Below are 14,670 nucleotides of genomic sequence, written 5' to 3'. Positions count from 1 at the left end.
ACAGGGACGGCGCGCGAACGCCCGCACGCTGTGGTCTCCGCCGGCCCGGCCGGCCGCCCGCCTGCGGCGGGCCCGGCTCGCTGTCAGCGGTGTTCGCGGCGGCCGGCGGCGTTCGCGGCGGCCCCGGCCGGAGCCCGCCGATGCCGTACGTCCGATCCCGGCGTCCGCCGCGCCGCGCGCTTCGTTCCCGCGGCCCGGCCTCCGGCACCGGCCGGCGGGCCGGCTCAGCTCCGCGCCGCTTCCTGCCCCGCCCGCTGGTCCCGCTCCTCCTGCCCCGCACCCGCCGCCGCGTCAGCGGCACCACCCGGCGCCGCACCACCCGCCTCCGCCGCGCCCTCCGCGGGCGATGCCGTGCCGGCCGCAAGCCCCAGCGCGCCGGGGTGCACCGACTCCCGTACCGCCGCGTACTGCTGGCGCACCGCCTGGCCCAGGGCCAGGTCCTCGTCCGCCTCGAACGTCTCGTGGGGCCCCGTCTCCCACACCGGAGGCGCGTCCGCGGCGAGCCGGCCCTCCGCGACCCCCAGCGCCCACGCCGCCTGCCGGGCCGCGCCGAGGGCCGCGTAGTCCGCGGACGCCGGGACCACGACCTGCGCCTGGAAAATGGCCGGCGCCAGCGCCTGCACCGCCGGCAGACCCGCCGCGGCGCCGAGGAGGAAGACGCGGCGCACGGCGACGCCCCGGGCGCGCAGCACCTCCAGCGCGTCCGCGAGGCCGCACAGCATGCCCTCGAAGGCCGCGCGCGCCAGGTGCTCGGGGCGCATGCTCTCGCGGCGCAGGCCGTGCAGGGAGCCCGCGGTCTGCGGCAGGCTCGGGGTCCGCTCGCCGTCGAGGTACGGCAGCAGCACGAGTCCGTGGGCGCCGGGCGTGGAGGTCAGCGCCAGCTCGGAGAGCCGCTCCAGGTCGGTCGGCGCCAGCCCCAGCAGCTCCGCGGCGCCGCGGAGGGCGCGGACGGCGTTGAGGGTGTGGACGACGGGCAGGTGCATGCCGGTGGCGTCGGCGAGCGCGGTGATGGTGCCGCCGGCGTCGGGCAGCGCCGCGTCGTGGACGGCGTAGACCGCGCCGGAGGCGCCGAGGGTGACGACCGCGTCGCCGGTGCCGAGGCCGAGGCCGAAGACGGCGGCCATGGTCTCGCCGGTGCCGGCGGAGATCAGCAGTCCCTCGGGGGTGCGCCCGGCGGCATCCGCGGGGCCGAGTACCTCCGGCAGCCCGGCCTCGTGGCCGAGGGCCAGCTCGACCAGGTCGCGGCGCCACTCGCCGGCGTGCGCGGACCAGTAGCCGGTGGTGGAGGCGGAGCCGCGGTCGGTGGTGCGGCGGGCGGGCTTGCCGAGCAACTGCCAGACCAGCCAGTCGTGCGGGGTCATGAGCTGCGCGGTGCGCTTGGCGTGGTCGGGCTCGGTGGCGGCGAACCGGCGCAGCTTGGTGACGGGCAGCTTCGCGTCCGGTACGGCGCCGACGGCCTCCGCCCACGCGGCCCGGCCGCCCAGTTCGCCGGCGAGGTCGGCGGCGGCGCCCTGGGCCCGCTTGTCGTTGCCGGTGAGCGCGTGGCGTACGGGCGTGCCCGCGGCGTCCAGCGGGATGACCGCGTGCTGCTGGGCGGCGACCCCGATGGCCTGCACGCCCTCCAGCACGCCGCCGTCGGCGGCCTGGCCGAGCGAGAGGAGCCACGTCTGCGGATCGGCCTCGTATGCGGCCGCCGCCTCGTCCACGGACTCGGACACCGGGTGCGGTGCGTAGCCCTGCTTGAGTACCGCGCCGGTGTCGGCGTCGCAGACGACGATGTTGGTGCCTTCAGGCGAGCTGTCCAGACCGGCGACTATCCCCATGCCGCAGATGATGCCTTATCCGGGGGGCCGCTCGGGCACCGGCGGGGATTCGGCCGGCGGGACGGACGGGATCCGGCCCGCCGGGCGCGGCACCGGCTCGAACCGGTGCGCGCCCGGCGGGCGGGCCCGGGGTCAGGTGTTCGTCGTACCCCAGTCGTCGGACTCCTCGCGCCGGCCCCGGTTGCCGTTCGCGTGCCCGTTCCCGAGGAAGTGCACGCGCGCGGCGACGTTCTCCGGCACCACGTCCGCGAACTTCGTGGAGAGCGTGCTCGCCGCCTTCGTCACGGCGTCCCGGCTGGTCAGCGCGGCGGCCTCGGCGGCGTTGCGCACCGCGGGGGACTCGCTGAACTGCTGTGCCGCCTTCCGCAACTGCTCGTAGCGCTCGCGTCCGGCCCGACTGCCCAGGACGTACCCGACGGCGATCCCCGCAACGAAGCTCACCCGGTACCGCATGGTCTCCACCTTCCCTCGGACTTCCTCGACTGGGCTGTTCCGCCCTGCTGTCACCGGTACGGGTACCCGGAGGAGGGGAGGGGTGAATACCGATTTCGGAGCGGACCCAGCCATGCGCTAATGTATGGCGAGCAGCACAGGAGCGCCCCCCGGGAGCCGGAAGGGCCTCCGTGCGGAGCAGTCCTCCGTAGCTCAATCGGCAGAGCAGCCGGCTGTTAACCGGCAGGTTACTGGTTCGAGTCCAGTCGGGGGAGCAGGTACGCGAAGGCCCCCAACGGGGCCTTCGCCCCTTTCTGCCCGTACGACCCTGTCGGCCCACCGCCGCCCCCCGGAACCGGATGCGGTCCACCCGCGTCCTTCCGGACATGCGCAGCGGCCCGGCCCGACCCCGGCGACGGGGTCTCCGGGCGACAGATCGTATGAGCGGCTATGCTGCGGCAGACGGCGCGCACATCTGTACGTGACGCGCCGTACGGGGCGGTAGCTCAGCCGGTTAGAGCAACGGACTCATAATCCGTCGGCCGTGGGTTCGAGTCCCACCCGCCCCACCCAGAGATCCCTCAGAGGGATCGTTTCGACCTGCGGTTTCCTGCTGAGTTCTCCTCAGCGTCCGTACGCCGGGGAGTCGCAGAGATCGTGGGCCGGCCCGCTGCCGGCCCGAGTGCCACTCGATCTTGTGTTTGGCCGGCGCCGTTCGAAGACGCGTGCCTTCAGCCCAGCAGCGCGCGGCTGACAGCCGTAAGCCTGCGCAGGCAGTCGCCGAGGAGGACCACCCCGCGGCCGCGGGGAGCACCGAGCGGGACACCGCCGGAACCTGCGGGCGGCTGGCGCGGTCGACCAGGCCCTGCTCGGGGACGGCGTGACCCTTGTCGAGCGCAAGCAGTACCGGGCGTATCAGCGGTTGCGGAACTTCGCCGGCCTCATCCCGCCTCAGCAGACCAAGCCGTTGGCCACTCCGAAGGCCGACTCGAAGGATCTCGACCTTGTGCTGTGTTTCACCCGGCACGTGCCGGGCGCAGGACGGCCGGGACCGGTAGATGGGGGAGAGGGGGTTACCGGCCCCGGCCGTAGGCCCAACTGTACGTCGTGACACGCCAGTTGCGCGCCCGCGCCACCACCGACCGCCGACGTACCCCGATCGACCGGCGTCTCTGGCTGCCGGCGTCGCGGACCGACGACCGGGAACGCTGCCGGCAGACCGGCATCGGCGGAGCGATCGTCGTCGGGTGGGTGATGCGGGCCTTCGACGGCAGCGTGAACGACCTGCCTTCCGCCCTCCGCGGCCGCGGCAGCTCGGTACGCAACAACTCCGACCGCACCGCACGCGTCTACGAAAAGCGCGACTACTCCGGCCCGTGGGTGTGCGTCACCAGGAGCGGCGGATCCGTCCACGACCTGCGCAGCTACAACCTCAGCGACCAGACCCGCTCCCTGCGCATCGACAACAACGACCGCGGCTGAGCCCCTGCGCTACGACGTGGGCCTCCCACCCGGGAAACGCGGCTCGCCCCGCCGCGGCTGCCCGCCCGCGCGGCTGCGAGTGGGCTGGTGAAGGCGGCGGCGAACTCGGAGCAGGGTGGGATGGGGATGGGGATGGGGTGGCGGGCCGGTTCGGCGATGAGTTTCGCGCCCTGCGCGAGTCACGATCAGTGCAGGCAGTAGACCCCACGGAAGGACTCGCCATGACCGACGCAAGCTCCGCCCCACCTGCCGCCCACCCGGACCTCGGCCCGCAGACCAGAGTCGTCGCCCGGCTCGCCGCCGGCGTCCCTGACGACCGGCTGGAGGACCCCACGCCGTGCGAGGGCATGGCCGTACGCCACCTGCTGGGCCACCTGGCCGGCCTGACGGCCGCGTTCCGCGACGCAGGCCGCAAGGACCTCGGACCTACCACCGGCACCGACCCGAGCTCCGCACCGCGCCCAGACATCGGCCCCGGCTGGCGCGAGGAACTGGCCCGGCAACTCCCCGAACTCGCCGAGGCGTGGCACGACCCGGCGGCCTGGGAGGGCGACACACAGGCCGGCGGCGTCACGCTCCCGGCCGCGGTGGCCGGCCGGGTCGCCCTCAACGAGCTCGTCCTGCACGGCTGGGACCTCGCCCGCGCCACCGGCCGGCCGTACGAGCCGGACGGCGAAGCACTGCGCGTCTCCTACGACCTGCTGGCGGCCACGCCCGACGGGCCCGCGCGGGAGCGGATGTTCGGGCCGGTCATCACGGTGCCGGAGGACGCACCGCTGCTGGACCGGGTGGCAGGGCTCAGCGGCCGCGACCCCGGCTGGACGCCTCCCGGACTCTGACGCCCGTCCATCGAGGGCCCTCTCGCCGCAGCGCGGGCACGGACACGTGCTGATCCGGGTCGGCCACCAGGCCGGCGAGGAGGTCCGTCGTCACCCGCGGTCCGCTACCGCTGCTGGGACACTGCCGGGCGGCGAGGGTCAGCCTTCCGGGTTCTGCGGGCCAGGTGCGCAGCAGGCTCTGCGGCGATCGTGTGTCCCGGCGTGGGGGGCCGTGGCTGACGGCTATCGCAGGGGCGTACCCACGGGGCCGCCCGTGGATTCGCGGGCCATGAGGCGCGGCGTCAGGATCTCGGAGCGGACTTCCTCGCCGGCGATCCGGCGCAGCAGGAGGTTCAGGGCGCGGCGTCCCTGCTCGGCCATGGGGGAATGCACGCTCGTGAGCGGCACGGGCAGTTCCGCCACCAGGGGCGTGTCGTTGAAGCCGGCCAGCGCGACGTCCCGGCCGAGCCGCAGCCCCAGGTCCCGGGCGGCGCCCGCGGCGCCGATGGCCGCGAAGTCGTTCACGGCGAAGAGAGCGGTCGGACGGTCTTCCGGCGTGGAGAGCAGATGGTGCGCGGCGCCTCTGCCTCCCGCGGTGTCGAAGGCCGAGTGCACGATCCGCGAGGCGGGCAGCGGCAGTCCCGCCTCGCGGTAGCGTTCGGCGAATCCCTCGGCCCGATCCGCTCCGGTGCTGGCGAATGCCTCGCGCGCAGGCGGGGCGGTTCCTGGTTCGATCTGCTGACGGCCCTGTTCTTCGCCCTTCTCATCGGCGGCCTGACGACCTGGGGAGTGCTGGCATCGTGGCCGGACTTTCCGTTCCCGCTCGTCATGGGCTTGTCGATCGGCTGTCTCCTGGCCCTCGCGGCGTTGGGTATCGCCGTGGGGAAGCGCCCCGCTGTCCGGCATCCGGCGACGTGGGTGGTGGTGTGGGACGAAGGGGTGGGCTGGCTGCCGGAGGGCGGTACGCCGGTGGTCCTGGGCTGGGACGAGGTCGAGGAGGCGCGGCACACCGTGGCGTCGGTGCGGGACGGCTTCGGCAAGGAGTTCAACCGGACGCACAGGCTGATGGTCGTGCCGGCACCGAACCCGGTAGGGCGCAGACGGCTGTATCTGGAGCCGGAGTTCCCGTTCGTGGCAGAGATAGCGAACTTCGTGGCGACGCGGGCGCATGCCGCCTGAGAGGCCCCCGCATGCGCCGGCGCCGCACGTGCCGCGGGCGATGCGCCGGGGCGGATCTGCGCCGGCTGCACGGCGGGGCTGATCGCCGCACGTTCGTCCCCTGTACAGGAACGTTTCGTCCGGGCCGGGAGCTGGCTGGTTTCGGTGTGGCCTACACGTGTCGCGCGCATCCTTCGCCGGGCAGCAGGGCAGACAGGTACGTGGCACGGGGAGCCCCGGCGCGCGGTGGCCGCACGGGGGCGGCCCGGCCGGTGGTGCTCGGTGGGAGCGCGCGGGTCGAGAGGCGGGAGTCTTGCCATGTCGCACGTGGTTACGTACGCGGTGGACGCGGATACCCGGGTGGGATTCGAGATCGAGCCGACCGAGGACTGGCAGCCCGTGGGCGCCGACCAGCTCGCCGGGCGGATCCACGACGCGGTGGAGCCCGCGGTGCGGGCGGCGCGTACCGTGCTCGACCGGCTGGCCGAGCTGAGTCCCGCCGAGGTCACCGTGACCTTCGGCGTCAAGGCGAACGGAACGGCCAACTGGGTCGTGGCGAAGGCGGCGACGGAGGCCAGCTTCCAGGTCACCATGACGTGGCAGCCGAATGCCGCACCCGCCAGGGGAGAATGATGGCCCCGCCACCCCTCACAGGTCCCCGGCCGGGTTCTGACGGCTGGGCGGCCGCCGTGCACGCCACCGACCGGGACCGCACCCCCCTCGGGTCCGGGTTCCTCGTCGACGCCGGGCGCGTCCTCACGTGCGCGCATGTCGTGCTCGACCGGGACGAGTTGTGGGTGGCCCTGCCCAAGGCCGACCGGCCCGGCCGGCAGCGGATCCGGGTCAGGCGCGTGGCCATGCCGCCGCGGGAGGAGGCGGACCTCTTCGACGTGGCGCTGCTGGTCCTGGAGGACGAGGTGCCCGACGTCCCCTCCGCCCGGCTGCGGCAGCCGCCGCTGGAGGGCCTGGTGGGCAGCCCCTGGTGGTCGTTCGGGTTTCCCGACGGCATGATGGGCAACCCCGTCTTCGGGGCGATCGGTGCGGAGTTGGGGTACGGCTGGGTCCGGCTGGACGTCGAATCGCCCTACCCCGTGGCCGCGGGCTACAGCGGCGCCGCCGTCTGGTCGTCGACGTACGACGCCGTGATCGGCATGGTCGTCCAGGCCCAGCGGAGCACCGGCAACGCCCGCGCGCTCACGATCCGGGAGATCAACTCCTGCCTCCCAGGGGAGGGGCTGGACGCGCTCACCGGCTGGACCGCCGAGGCGTCGGGCGAGACCGCGCTGGCCGCCTGGGGGTGGTCGCTGAGCACCGACCCCGAGGCCACGCGGCACTGGCAGCCTCGTGGCCGCGGGGTGAGTACGGCCTCCGAGCAGGGCTTCAGGTTCCGGGGCCGTACCACCGCCCTGAACCGCATCATCTCCTGGATGACGTCCACGCCCGCGCCGCGGGAGGTGCTGGTGGTGACGGGTTCCCCGGGTGTCGGGAAGTCGGCGGTGCTCGGCCGGATCGTCACGACCGCGTCCCCCGCCGCCGAACTCCCCGCGGACGACCGGGCGCCCCGCGCGCCGCGCGGCTCGGTGAGCTGCGCCGTCCACGTGAAGGGCAAGACCGCGCTGGACGTCGCCCGGGAGATCGCCCGCGCCGCGTCCGCGCCCGTTCCCGACCAGGCGGAGGATCTCACCGCCCACCTGCGTACGACCCTCGAAGACCGGGCACCGGACCCGTTCGCGGTGATCGTCGACGCGCTGGACGAGGCGACGACGCCCGAGGAGGCGCGTCTCCTCGTCACCGGTGTGATCTTGCCCTTGGCAGAGAACTGCGCGGACCTTAACGTGCGGGTGGTGGTCGGCAGCCGCCGCCAGGACGACCTGGGTCATCTGCTCAGGCTCTTCGAGGACGGAGCGCACGTCGTGGATCTCGACGATGAGGAGTTCTTCGTCCAGGAGGATCTGATCGCCTACGCGCTGGCGAGCCTTCAGCTCCGGGGCGCCGAGCGCCCGGACAACCCGTATGCCGACGACGCCGTCGCCCTGCCCGTCGCCAGGCGCATCGCCGCCCTGGCCGAGGGCAACTTCCTCGTCGCCGGACTCGTCGCCCGCACCCACGGTTTGTACGACCGCCGGCCGGTCGACCCCGCCGCGCTGACGTCGCCGGCCAGGGTCGACGCCGTACTCCACGACCACCTGGCGCGGCTGCCCGACCTCGTGCCCGGCGTGTCCGCCGCCACGGCGCTGACGGCCCTCGCCTACGCCGAAGCGCCCGGCCTGCCGCTCGGCCTGTGGCGGGTCGCCCTCGCCGCGCTTTCCGGAGTCTCGCCGTCGGAAGAGGAGTTACGCGTCTTCGCCCACGCCTCCTCCGCCAACTTCCTGGTGGAGTCCGGCACTCCGGACGATGCCGGGGCCTCCGGCTCGTTCCGCCTCTTCCACCAGGCGCTCAACGACGCCCTGCTCCACACCCGGTCCGAGCTGGGCGCCACCACCGCCGACGAGCAGCGGCTGGCCGCCGCCTTCATCGCCCACGGGCGGGAGTCCGGCTGGGACGCCGCGCCCGCCTACCTGTTGCGTTCCCTGCCCCGCCACGCGGCCCGCGGCGGTCTCATCGACACGCTGCTCGCCGAGGACGACTACCCGCTCTACGCCGATCTGCGCCGTCTCATCCCCCTGGCCGCGACCGCCGTCACCGCGCGCGCCCGCGCCCGCCTGCTGCGCGCCACGCCGCAGGCGATCGACGCCACGCCCGCGACGCGCACCGCGCTGTTCAGCGTGACCGAGGCGCAGCAGCGGCTGGGCGACAGCTACCGCGCCAGCAGCCTGCCGACGTCGTACCGCGCCGTCTGGTCCGCGGTCGCGCCTCAGGCGGAGCACGTGCCGGTGGAGAGCCCGACCGACCGGGTGCGGACGCTGTGCGCGGTGACCGTCGACGACCGGGTGTTTCTGGCCAGCGCGGGCGACGCGCGTACGGTACGGCTCTGGGACCCCGCGACGGGCGAGCACTTCTGCAGCATGGAGGGGCACACGGACCGCATCCGCGCGCTGTGCGCGGTGGCGGCGGACGACCGCGAACTGCTCGCCAGCGCGGGCGAGGACCGTTCCGTACGGCTGTGGGATCCGGCGACCGGTGAGCACGTCCGCACCCTCGAAGGGCATACGGACCGGATCCGGGCCCTGTGCACGGTGCACGTGGACGGCCGCGAACTCCTCGCCAGCGGCGGCGAGGACAGTGCCGTACGGCTGTGGGACCCGGCGACCGGCGAGCACGTCCGCACCCTCGAAGGTCACACGGACCGCATCCGCACGCTGTGCGCCGTGGCGGCGGACGGCCGCGAACTCCTCGCCAGCGGAGCCGACGACGGGTCCGTGCGCCTGTGGGACCCGGCCACCGGCGACCGGGAGCGGGTCCTGGAGGGCCCCGCCGAGCACATCGGCGTGCTGTGCGCCGTGGAGAGCGGCGGGACCACCCTGCTCGCCGCCTGCGGGGCGGGCGGCAGCCGGGTGGTGCGGCTGTGGAACCCGGCCACCGGCGAACTCGCCGGCACCCTGGACGAGGGCCACGCGGACTGGGTCCGGGCGATGCGGGCCGTGGAGGTGGACGGCCGGACGCTGCTGGCGATCGCCGGGGACTCCCGGACCGTACGGCTGTGGGATCCGGCCACCGGCGAGCACGTCCGCACCCTCGAAGGCCACACCGACCGCATCCGGGCCCTGTGCACCGTGCCGGTCGACGGCCGGGAGGTGCTGGCCAGCGGCTCCGACGACGACTCGGTGCGGCTGTGGGAGCTGACGACCGGCGAGCAGGTGCGCAGCCTGGGCGGCCAGACGGATCGCGTACGCACCCTGTGCGCGGTCGACATGGGCGACCACACGCTCCTCGCCAGCGCCGGCTTCGACGGCATCGTGCGGCTGTGGGACCCGGAGACCGGTGCGGAAGTGCGCACCCTGGAAGGCCACACGGACCGCGTACGCGCGCTCTGCGCGGTGACGGTGGACGGCGGCACGCTGCTGGCGAGCGCGGGAGACGACGGCACCGTGCGCCTCTGGAACCTCCGCACGATGCGGCCCGCGATGGAAGTGCCGATCCGCGCTTCCGTCAACGCCCTCGCCTGGGCGGACGGTCTGCTCGTCGTCGGGTTCCAGGACAGGATGCTGGCCCTTCGGCTCTCCGACGCGATCCGCCGCGACCCCGGTCCCTGAGCGGGGATCCGGGCAGCGGACGGCGACGGGCCGCAGGGCGCCGGGAGCCGGAGCGGCGTGAGGAGACTGAGGAGGCGCGATGGCCGACGACGAAGTCGCCGGGCTGCTGGCCGGCGGCCCCCCGCGGGACCGACGCGGCGCCGCCGCCGAGGCCGGCGCCTGGCTGACCCGGCGGCTGCGCCGGGGGCCGCTGTTCACCGGGGCGACGCTGGAGCACATCGAGCGGCTTTCGGCCGAGGACCCCGCGTGGCTGGAAGCCCTGGGCATCGGCAGCGTGCCCGAGGCGGAGGAGTACCTGCGCGCGGGCCGGTACCACGACTGGCTGCGGCTGCCGCCCGGCAAGCGGCTGCTCCTGGCCAGCCTGGAGTGGCGGTCGGGCGGTACGCACACGGCCGCGCCCGGCGGCGAGGCGCCGACCCACCCCGCGTACACCCTGGGCCGCTTCCTCACGTTGCGGGACGAGGAACTGCCCGCGCCGGAGCGGGCGCGCCTGACCGCGGAGCGGAACGACCAGATCCATACCACCTTCGTACGGACCCTGGAACCCTCGCTCGCGCCGCGCCCGCCGGCGGCCCTCGCCCGCGTCGAGGCGCGCCACCGGCACAGGGACCTGCGGAGCAGGACGATCCTGCGGCGCGTCTTCCTCGTCCTCCAGTGCGGCCTCCAGGTGTACCGGAACGGTGTGCCGGGCGGCCACCGGCCGCTGCTCGACACGGATGTGGCCCGCGCGCTCGCCCACGGCGGCCGGATCAACATCCGTATCCCGCAGCGCGATCGCGCCCCGGCGCCGCACGCCCTCCTGGACTGGCTCGGGCTGACCGAGGACGGCACGGACACGGATCCGGCCGAGCGGCGCCGGGCCGGCACGCACCACATGCGGATCGGCCGGAACGAAGCCGGCGCGGGCTCGGGGACGTTCGAGGAGCTGGGCGGCCACGGCGCCTCGGCGCGGAACACCGTACGCAAGCTGTTCGGCCCCAGGAGGGTGCGGCTGTACGGCGTCGACCTCTCGGCCGGCGGCCTGGGCACCGTCGACTTCAACGGGGACGTCGTCGTCCCCGACGGCAGCCACGGCCACATGTTCCTCGGCTTCACCCCGCCGGGCCGCCACCACGACGGCGCACTCCAGATCGGCGTCGAGACCATCGCACCCGGCGCGCCCAGCCCCGTAGGCTACCGGCACGACTGGCGCTCCACCGAGGCCACCGCGAACCCGGAGTCCCGCTTCTTCGGCTTCAAGCAGGACAAGATCGGCGACGGCGGGATGCCCCTCAGTTCGCGCTACGTCGACCTCGCCGCGCTCCGCACCGCAGACGGCGGCGACTGGCCCGCGTACCTCGCCGCGGCCGAACGACGGCTGACCGAACTCGTCGATGCCGCCGACGCCGACCCGGCACGGTTGGCGGCCCTCTACGCGCAACTGACCGGCCCCCGCACGCCGTTCTTCCAGCCGCCGGGCTGACCGATACGTGACCCCGATGGGCCCGGCGGACTTCCTGAAGAACGAGCTGCCCGAATTCTTGGCCTGCGGCCTCTGCTACGCCGGGGACGTGCCGTACTGGGAGCCGGCCGCGGATGCCGGCGGCTGGGAGGTGCGTGCGGCGCCGCCGCGGGGCGGGCCGGAGTGGACGCTGCCCGAGGGGTGAGATCGGGCCGGTCAGGGGCGGCGGTCAGAGGCGGTCGTGGAGGAGGCGGGACAGCTCCACGCGGCGGGTCTTGAGGGTCGCGGTGCGGGGGAGTTCGGCGAGCGGGAGGTGGACGGGCGCGCCGAGCTGGGGGTAGTCGGCGGTGGCCGCCTGCCAGCGGGCGGGAGCCAGGGGCTTGTCGTCGCGGGTGCAGAGCACGGGGACCGGTTCCGCGTCGGGGCCCTGGACGACGACGAGTTCGACGAGTTCGTCGAGGCGGTCCAGGACGGCGTCCTCGATCTCCAGGCTGGAGCCGACGCCGGGGATGGTGTCGATCTCGCGGTCGAGCATGTGCAGGCAGCCGGCTTTGGTGCGGTAGCCGACGTCGCCGGTGCGCCACCAGCCGTCGTGGACGTTCTCGTCGTAGCGCTCCTGCTCGCCGTGGTACGTCTTGGCGATGCCGTCCCAGCGGACCTCGATGAACCCGGGGTTGGTGGCGGAGGCCCTCCGGTCGTTCCGGGGGACGACGCGGACCCGGGCGCTGCCCGGCAGCGGGAAGCCGACGCAGCGGCCGTCCATGCCGTGGGCGTCGCGGCGGAAGTAGGGGCGGCCCACGGCGGGGCCGACCTCGGACTGGCCGTAGATCTGGAAGAACTGCGGGGCGCGGCGGCGGGAGGCGTCGAGGAGGCGGCGTACGGTGCGCGGGTGGATGGCGTCGAAGGTGGAGGAGAAGTACTTCACGGACGCCAGGGGCTCGCGCGGGTCGTCGGCCAGGCCCTCCCAGGCCAGGAACGAGTTGGGCAGCGCCTCGATGAGGCCGGGCCGGTTCTTCAGGAAGAACTTCGCGACGTCCGCGGGCTCGTGGTTGTTGAGCAGCAGCGTCGGCATGCCCTTCATGAGCACCAGCGACATCGCCGCGAAGAGCCGCGAGTGCACGAACGGCACGCTGACCGCGACCGTCTCGCGGCGGCGCAGCAGCGCGAGCATGACGAGCTGCGGGCGCAGCCGGGCGCGCATGGTGCGCGGGGTGTGGACGACCAGCTTCGGTACGCCGGTGGTGCCCGAGGTGTGCGTGATCATCGCGGGCTCGTCCAGCCCCTGGTACACCGGCGGTACGGGCGGGGAGCCGGCGAGCCGGGCCAGCGAGGCCACGCCGCGGCCCGCGCCCGCCACGCCGATCACGGAGGTGGCCAGCTCGTCGAGGGGCAGGCCGGCCAGTTCGGCGAGCTTCGGGCCGTCGGTGAGCAGGTGGGGGCGGTGCGGGCCGTGCAGCCGCCTGAGGAGGGCGGCGACCGTGGGCGCGGGCAGGGCGGGGGAGAGCAGGACGGGGATCGCGCCGAGCCGGGCGGCGGCGGTGGCGAGCAGCCAGGCGTCGAAGTTGGCGCGTTTGTAGACGACGACGTGCTCCCCGGCCCGTACGCCCGCCGCCGCCAGCCGGTTCGCCAGGTCGGCCGCGAAGACCGCGACCTCGGCGACCGTCAGCCGGCGGCCGGCCTCGGGCAGGGCGTCGAGGTCGTGGTCGAGGGTCAGCAGGGTGGCGCCGTGCTTCGCCGCGGCCCGCTCCGGCACCGTACCCAGATAGAGGCCGCGCTTGTGGTTCGGAATCTGGCTCATGAGGCCCTCCACCCAGACCGGCGTCACGTTCGGTTACGCGGGGGCGGCGGGGCCGCCCGGGGTCGCGCGCCGACAGTGTGGGGCGGCCGGCTTGGCCACCAACAGGGGGCGACTTGGCGTCTACTTGAGGATTCGTCACGGGAAAGGCGACATACAAGACACGTCCGACCTCTCGGGCGCCTGAATCGGGTTGTGAGGTCCTGTTTGATTATTTGTTCGAATCGAATCTCCCGGTGCCCGCGGGCACCGGCAGCCGCTCCGGAGCCCCCGCGGCCCGGCGCGAGGTGACCCAACGTGACGGGCGCGGGGGCCGGCCGGCCGCGCTCAGGTGGGCAGGACGCAGCCGGTGGACGCCGTCGCGAACGGCTCGCCCGACGCGGTGAGCGCACCGGTGCCGGCGTCCACGGTGAACACGCCGATGGTGCGGCCCCGTTCGTTGGCCGAGTAGAGCAGTGCGCCGTCGGGCGAGAGCGTGATGTGCCGCGGCCAGTTGCCGCCGCAGGGCACGGTGTCCACGAGGCGCAGCGCGGCGCCGTCGTCCTCGACGGCGAGGCGGGCGACGCTGTCGTGGCCCCGGTTGGAGAGGTAGACGAAGCGGCCGTCCGCCGAAATGGCGATCTCCGCGGGGTAGTTGCCCGCGGGGTCCACGTCGCCGGGCAGGGTCGGCAGGCTCGCCAGCCGGGTCAGCTCGCCGGTCGCCTCGTCGTGGGCGTACGCGGTGACGGTGCTGTCCAGCTCGTTGGCCACGTACGCGTGCGTGCCCCCCGGATGGAAGACCATGTGCCGCGGCCCGGCGCCCGGCACGGCCTTCGCCTCGGAGACCGGCGAGAGCGCGCCGCTGCCGGGGTCGAGCGCGTAGGTGTGAACGGAGTCGGTGCCCAGGTCCACGGCGTAGACGAAGCCGCCGGCGGGGTCGGTGACGATCTGGTGCGCGTGCGGGCCCGCCTGGCGGTCCGGGTCGGGTCCGGAACCGGAGTGCTGGACGAAACCGGTGCGTTCGCCGACGCTGCCGTCCGCCTCGATCGCGTGCGCGGCGACGCTGCCGCTGCTGTAGTTGGCGCTGAGCAGATGCCCGCCGCCGGGGTGCACCGACAGGTGCGTGACGCCGGCGCCGCCGGTGGACTGCACGCCGCCGAGCGCGCTGAGCGCGCCGTCCGCGCCGATGGCGTACGCCCGTACGCCGCCCTCGGCGCCGCCGCCGACGGTGGAGTAGAGGACGCCGCCGGCGGGGGAGAGGGCGAGGAAGTCGGGGTTGGTGACGTCGCCGAAGCCGCCGTCGGCGGCGGCGAGGGCGCCGGTGGCGGTGTCATAGGTGCAGGCGAGGATGCCCTGGCCGTAGGTGCCGAGGTAGAGGGGGCGTCGCGCGAGGGGGCGGGCGGTCCGCGGCGGCGGGCCGGCGTGGGCGGTGCCGATGCCTGCGGCGCCGGCGGCCGCGGTGCCGAGTGCGCCTAAGCCTGCGGCGCCGAGGAGGACGGCGCGGCGTGTGGGGCGGGACGGCATGGGAGACCTCCAGTGGGGGGTGGAG

The 14,670-nt window shown here is 74.5% G+C and carries 12 protein-coding genes, 2 tRNA genes and 1 pseudogene; 10 read left to right on the top strand and 5 right to left on the bottom strand.

Annotation, left to right across the window (positions count from 1 at the left end; all coding sequences use genetic code 11):
• Positions 1-224 precede the first annotated feature (224 nt).
• Positions 225-1,823 (bottom strand): FGGY-family carbohydrate kinase, encoded by a 1,599-nt coding sequence (locus tag ACFYVJ_RS24450; protein WP_388895163.1) that lies wholly within the window; start codon positions 1,821-1,823, stop codon positions 225-227.
• 132 nt (positions 1,824-1,955) lie between these two features.
• Complete coding sequence (locus ACFYVJ_RS24445; protein WP_388895160.1) at positions 1,956-2,276, bottom strand: YtxH domain-containing protein; 321 nt, start codon at positions 2,274-2,276, stop codon at positions 1,956-1,958.
• A gap of 181 nt (positions 2,277-2,457) precedes the next feature.
• On the opposite strand from ACFYVJ_RS24445, the gene ACFYVJ_RS24440 reads away from it, so the two are divergent.
• From ACFYVJ_RS24440 to ACFYVJ_RS24420, 5 genes and pseudogenes are all read left to right on the top strand, one after another.
• Positions 2,458-2,530, top strand: a tRNA-Asn gene (locus ACFYVJ_RS24440).
• Between the two features lie 220 nt (positions 2,531-2,750).
• A tRNA-Ile gene (locus ACFYVJ_RS24435) sits at positions 2,751-2,824 on the top strand.
• 275 nt (positions 2,825-3,099) lie between these two features.
• Positions 3,100-3,315 (top strand): annotated as a pseudogene (locus ACFYVJ_RS24430) (transporter); the annotation flags it as partial.
• 47 nt (positions 3,316-3,362) lie between these two features.
• Positions 3,363-3,737: a peptidase inhibitor family I36 protein gene (locus tag ACFYVJ_RS24425; RefSeq protein WP_388895157.1), complete on the top strand. Its 375-nt coding sequence runs from the start codon at positions 3,363-3,365 to the stop codon at positions 3,735-3,737.
• Between the two features lie 221 nt (positions 3,738-3,958).
• The gene (locus tag ACFYVJ_RS24420; protein WP_388895154.1) at positions 3,959-4,576 is read left to right on the top strand and encodes a TIGR03086 family metal-binding protein; all 618 of its coding nucleotides are present in this window, start codon (positions 3,959-3,961) and stop codon (positions 4,574-4,576) included.
• A 222-nt stretch (positions 4,577-4,798) separates the two neighbouring features.
• On the opposite strand, the gene ACFYVJ_RS24415 is transcribed toward ACFYVJ_RS24420, so the two are convergent.
• Entirely contained in the window at positions 4,799-5,461 is a 663-nt protein-coding gene (locus ACFYVJ_RS24415) for a substrate-binding domain-containing protein (protein WP_388895151.1), read from the bottom strand.
• On the opposite strand from ACFYVJ_RS24415, the gene ACFYVJ_RS24410 reads away from it, so the two are divergent.
• The 5 genes from ACFYVJ_RS24410 (at position 5,435) to ACFYVJ_RS24390 (ending at position 11,552) form a co-directional block, all read left to right on the top strand.
• Entirely contained in the window at positions 5,435-5,734 is a 300-nt protein-coding gene (locus ACFYVJ_RS24410) for a hypothetical protein (RefSeq protein WP_388895148.1), read from the top strand. The genes ACFYVJ_RS24415 and ACFYVJ_RS24410 overlap by 27 nt on opposite strands.
• A 297-nt stretch (positions 5,735-6,031) precedes the next feature.
• Positions 6,032-6,346, top strand: coding sequence for a CU044_2847 family protein (locus ACFYVJ_RS24405; RefSeq protein ID WP_388895145.1), 315 nt, complete (start codon positions 6,032-6,034; stop codon positions 6,344-6,346).
• Entirely contained in the window at positions 6,346-9,906 is a 3,561-nt protein-coding gene (locus tag ACFYVJ_RS24400) for a trypsin-like peptidase domain-containing protein (RefSeq protein ID WP_388895142.1), read from the top strand. Before ACFYVJ_RS24405 ends, ACFYVJ_RS24400 begins: the two co-directional genes overlap by 1 nt.
• Before the next feature lie 79 nt (positions 9,907-9,985).
• A complete protein-coding gene (locus tag ACFYVJ_RS24395; RefSeq protein ID WP_388895140.1) occupies positions 9,986-11,368 on the top strand; it encodes a PE-PGRS family protein in 1,383 nt (460 codons plus the stop codon).
• 16 nt (positions 11,369-11,384) lie between these two features.
• Positions 11,385-11,552 (top strand): hypothetical protein, encoded by a 168-nt coding sequence (locus ACFYVJ_RS24390; RefSeq protein WP_388895137.1) that lies wholly within the window; start codon positions 11,385-11,387, stop codon positions 11,550-11,552.
• A gap of 24 nt (positions 11,553-11,576) precedes the next feature.
• Here ACFYVJ_RS24390 and ACFYVJ_RS24385 read toward each other — a convergent pair whose 3' ends face one another.
• Positions 11,577-13,145: a class I adenylate-forming enzyme family protein gene (locus ACFYVJ_RS24385; RefSeq protein ID WP_388895135.1), complete on the bottom strand. Its 1,569-nt coding sequence runs from the start codon at positions 13,143-13,145 to the stop codon at positions 11,577-11,579.
• A gap of 324 nt (positions 13,146-13,469) precedes the next feature.
• Positions 13,470-14,645 (bottom strand): lactonase family protein, encoded by a 1,176-nt coding sequence (locus ACFYVJ_RS24380; RefSeq protein WP_388895132.1) that lies wholly within the window; start codon positions 14,643-14,645, stop codon positions 13,470-13,472.
• Positions 14,646-14,670 lie beyond the last annotated feature (25 nt).

Source organism: Streptomyces sp. NPDC004134, from assembly GCF_042874195.1.
In the GTDB taxonomy this organism is placed as follows: Bacteria; Actinomycetota; Actinomycetes; order Streptomycetales; family Streptomycetaceae; genus Streptomyces.
The sequence above is the reverse complement of the archived record's forward strand: the minus strand, read 5'-3'. Positions and strand labels throughout refer to the sequence as shown.

Excerpts from the sequence above, each read along its gene's own strand:
- ACFYVJ_RS24450 (WP_388895163.1), bottom strand. The coding sequence starts at position 1,823 with ATGGGGATAGTCGCCGGTCTGGACAGCTCGCCTGAAGGCACCAACATC.
- ACFYVJ_RS24445 (WP_388895160.1), bottom strand. The coding sequence starts at position 2,276 with ATGCGGTACCGGGTGAGCTTCGTTGCGGGGATCGCCGTCGGGTACGTC.
- ACFYVJ_RS24420 (WP_388895154.1), top strand. The coding sequence starts at position 3,959 with ATGACCGACGCAAGCTCCGCCCCACCTGCCGCCCACCCGGACCTCGGC.
- ACFYVJ_RS24415 (WP_388895151.1), bottom strand. The coding sequence starts at position 5,461 with ATGCCGGACAGCGGGGCGCTTCCCCACGGCGATACCCAACGCCGCGAG.
- ACFYVJ_RS24405 (WP_388895145.1), top strand. The coding sequence starts at position 6,032 with ATGTCGCACGTGGTTACGTACGCGGTGGACGCGGATACCCGGGTGGGA.
- ACFYVJ_RS24400 (WP_388895142.1), top strand. The coding sequence starts at position 6,346 with ATGGCCCCGCCACCCCTCACAGGTCCCCGGCCGGGTTCTGACGGCTGG.
- ACFYVJ_RS24395 (WP_388895140.1), top strand. The coding sequence starts at position 9,986 with ATGGCCGACGACGAAGTCGCCGGGCTGCTGGCCGGCGGCCCCCCGCGG.
- ACFYVJ_RS24390 (WP_388895137.1), top strand. The coding sequence starts at position 11,385 with ATGGGCCCGGCGGACTTCCTGAAGAACGAGCTGCCCGAATTCTTGGCC.
- ACFYVJ_RS24385 (WP_388895135.1), bottom strand. The coding sequence starts at position 13,145 with ATGAGCCAGATTCCGAACCACAAGCGCGGCCTCTATCTGGGTACGGTG.
- ACFYVJ_RS24380 (WP_388895132.1), bottom strand. The coding sequence starts at position 14,645 with ATGCCGTCCCGCCCCACACGCCGCGCCGTCCTCCTCGGCGCCGCAGGC.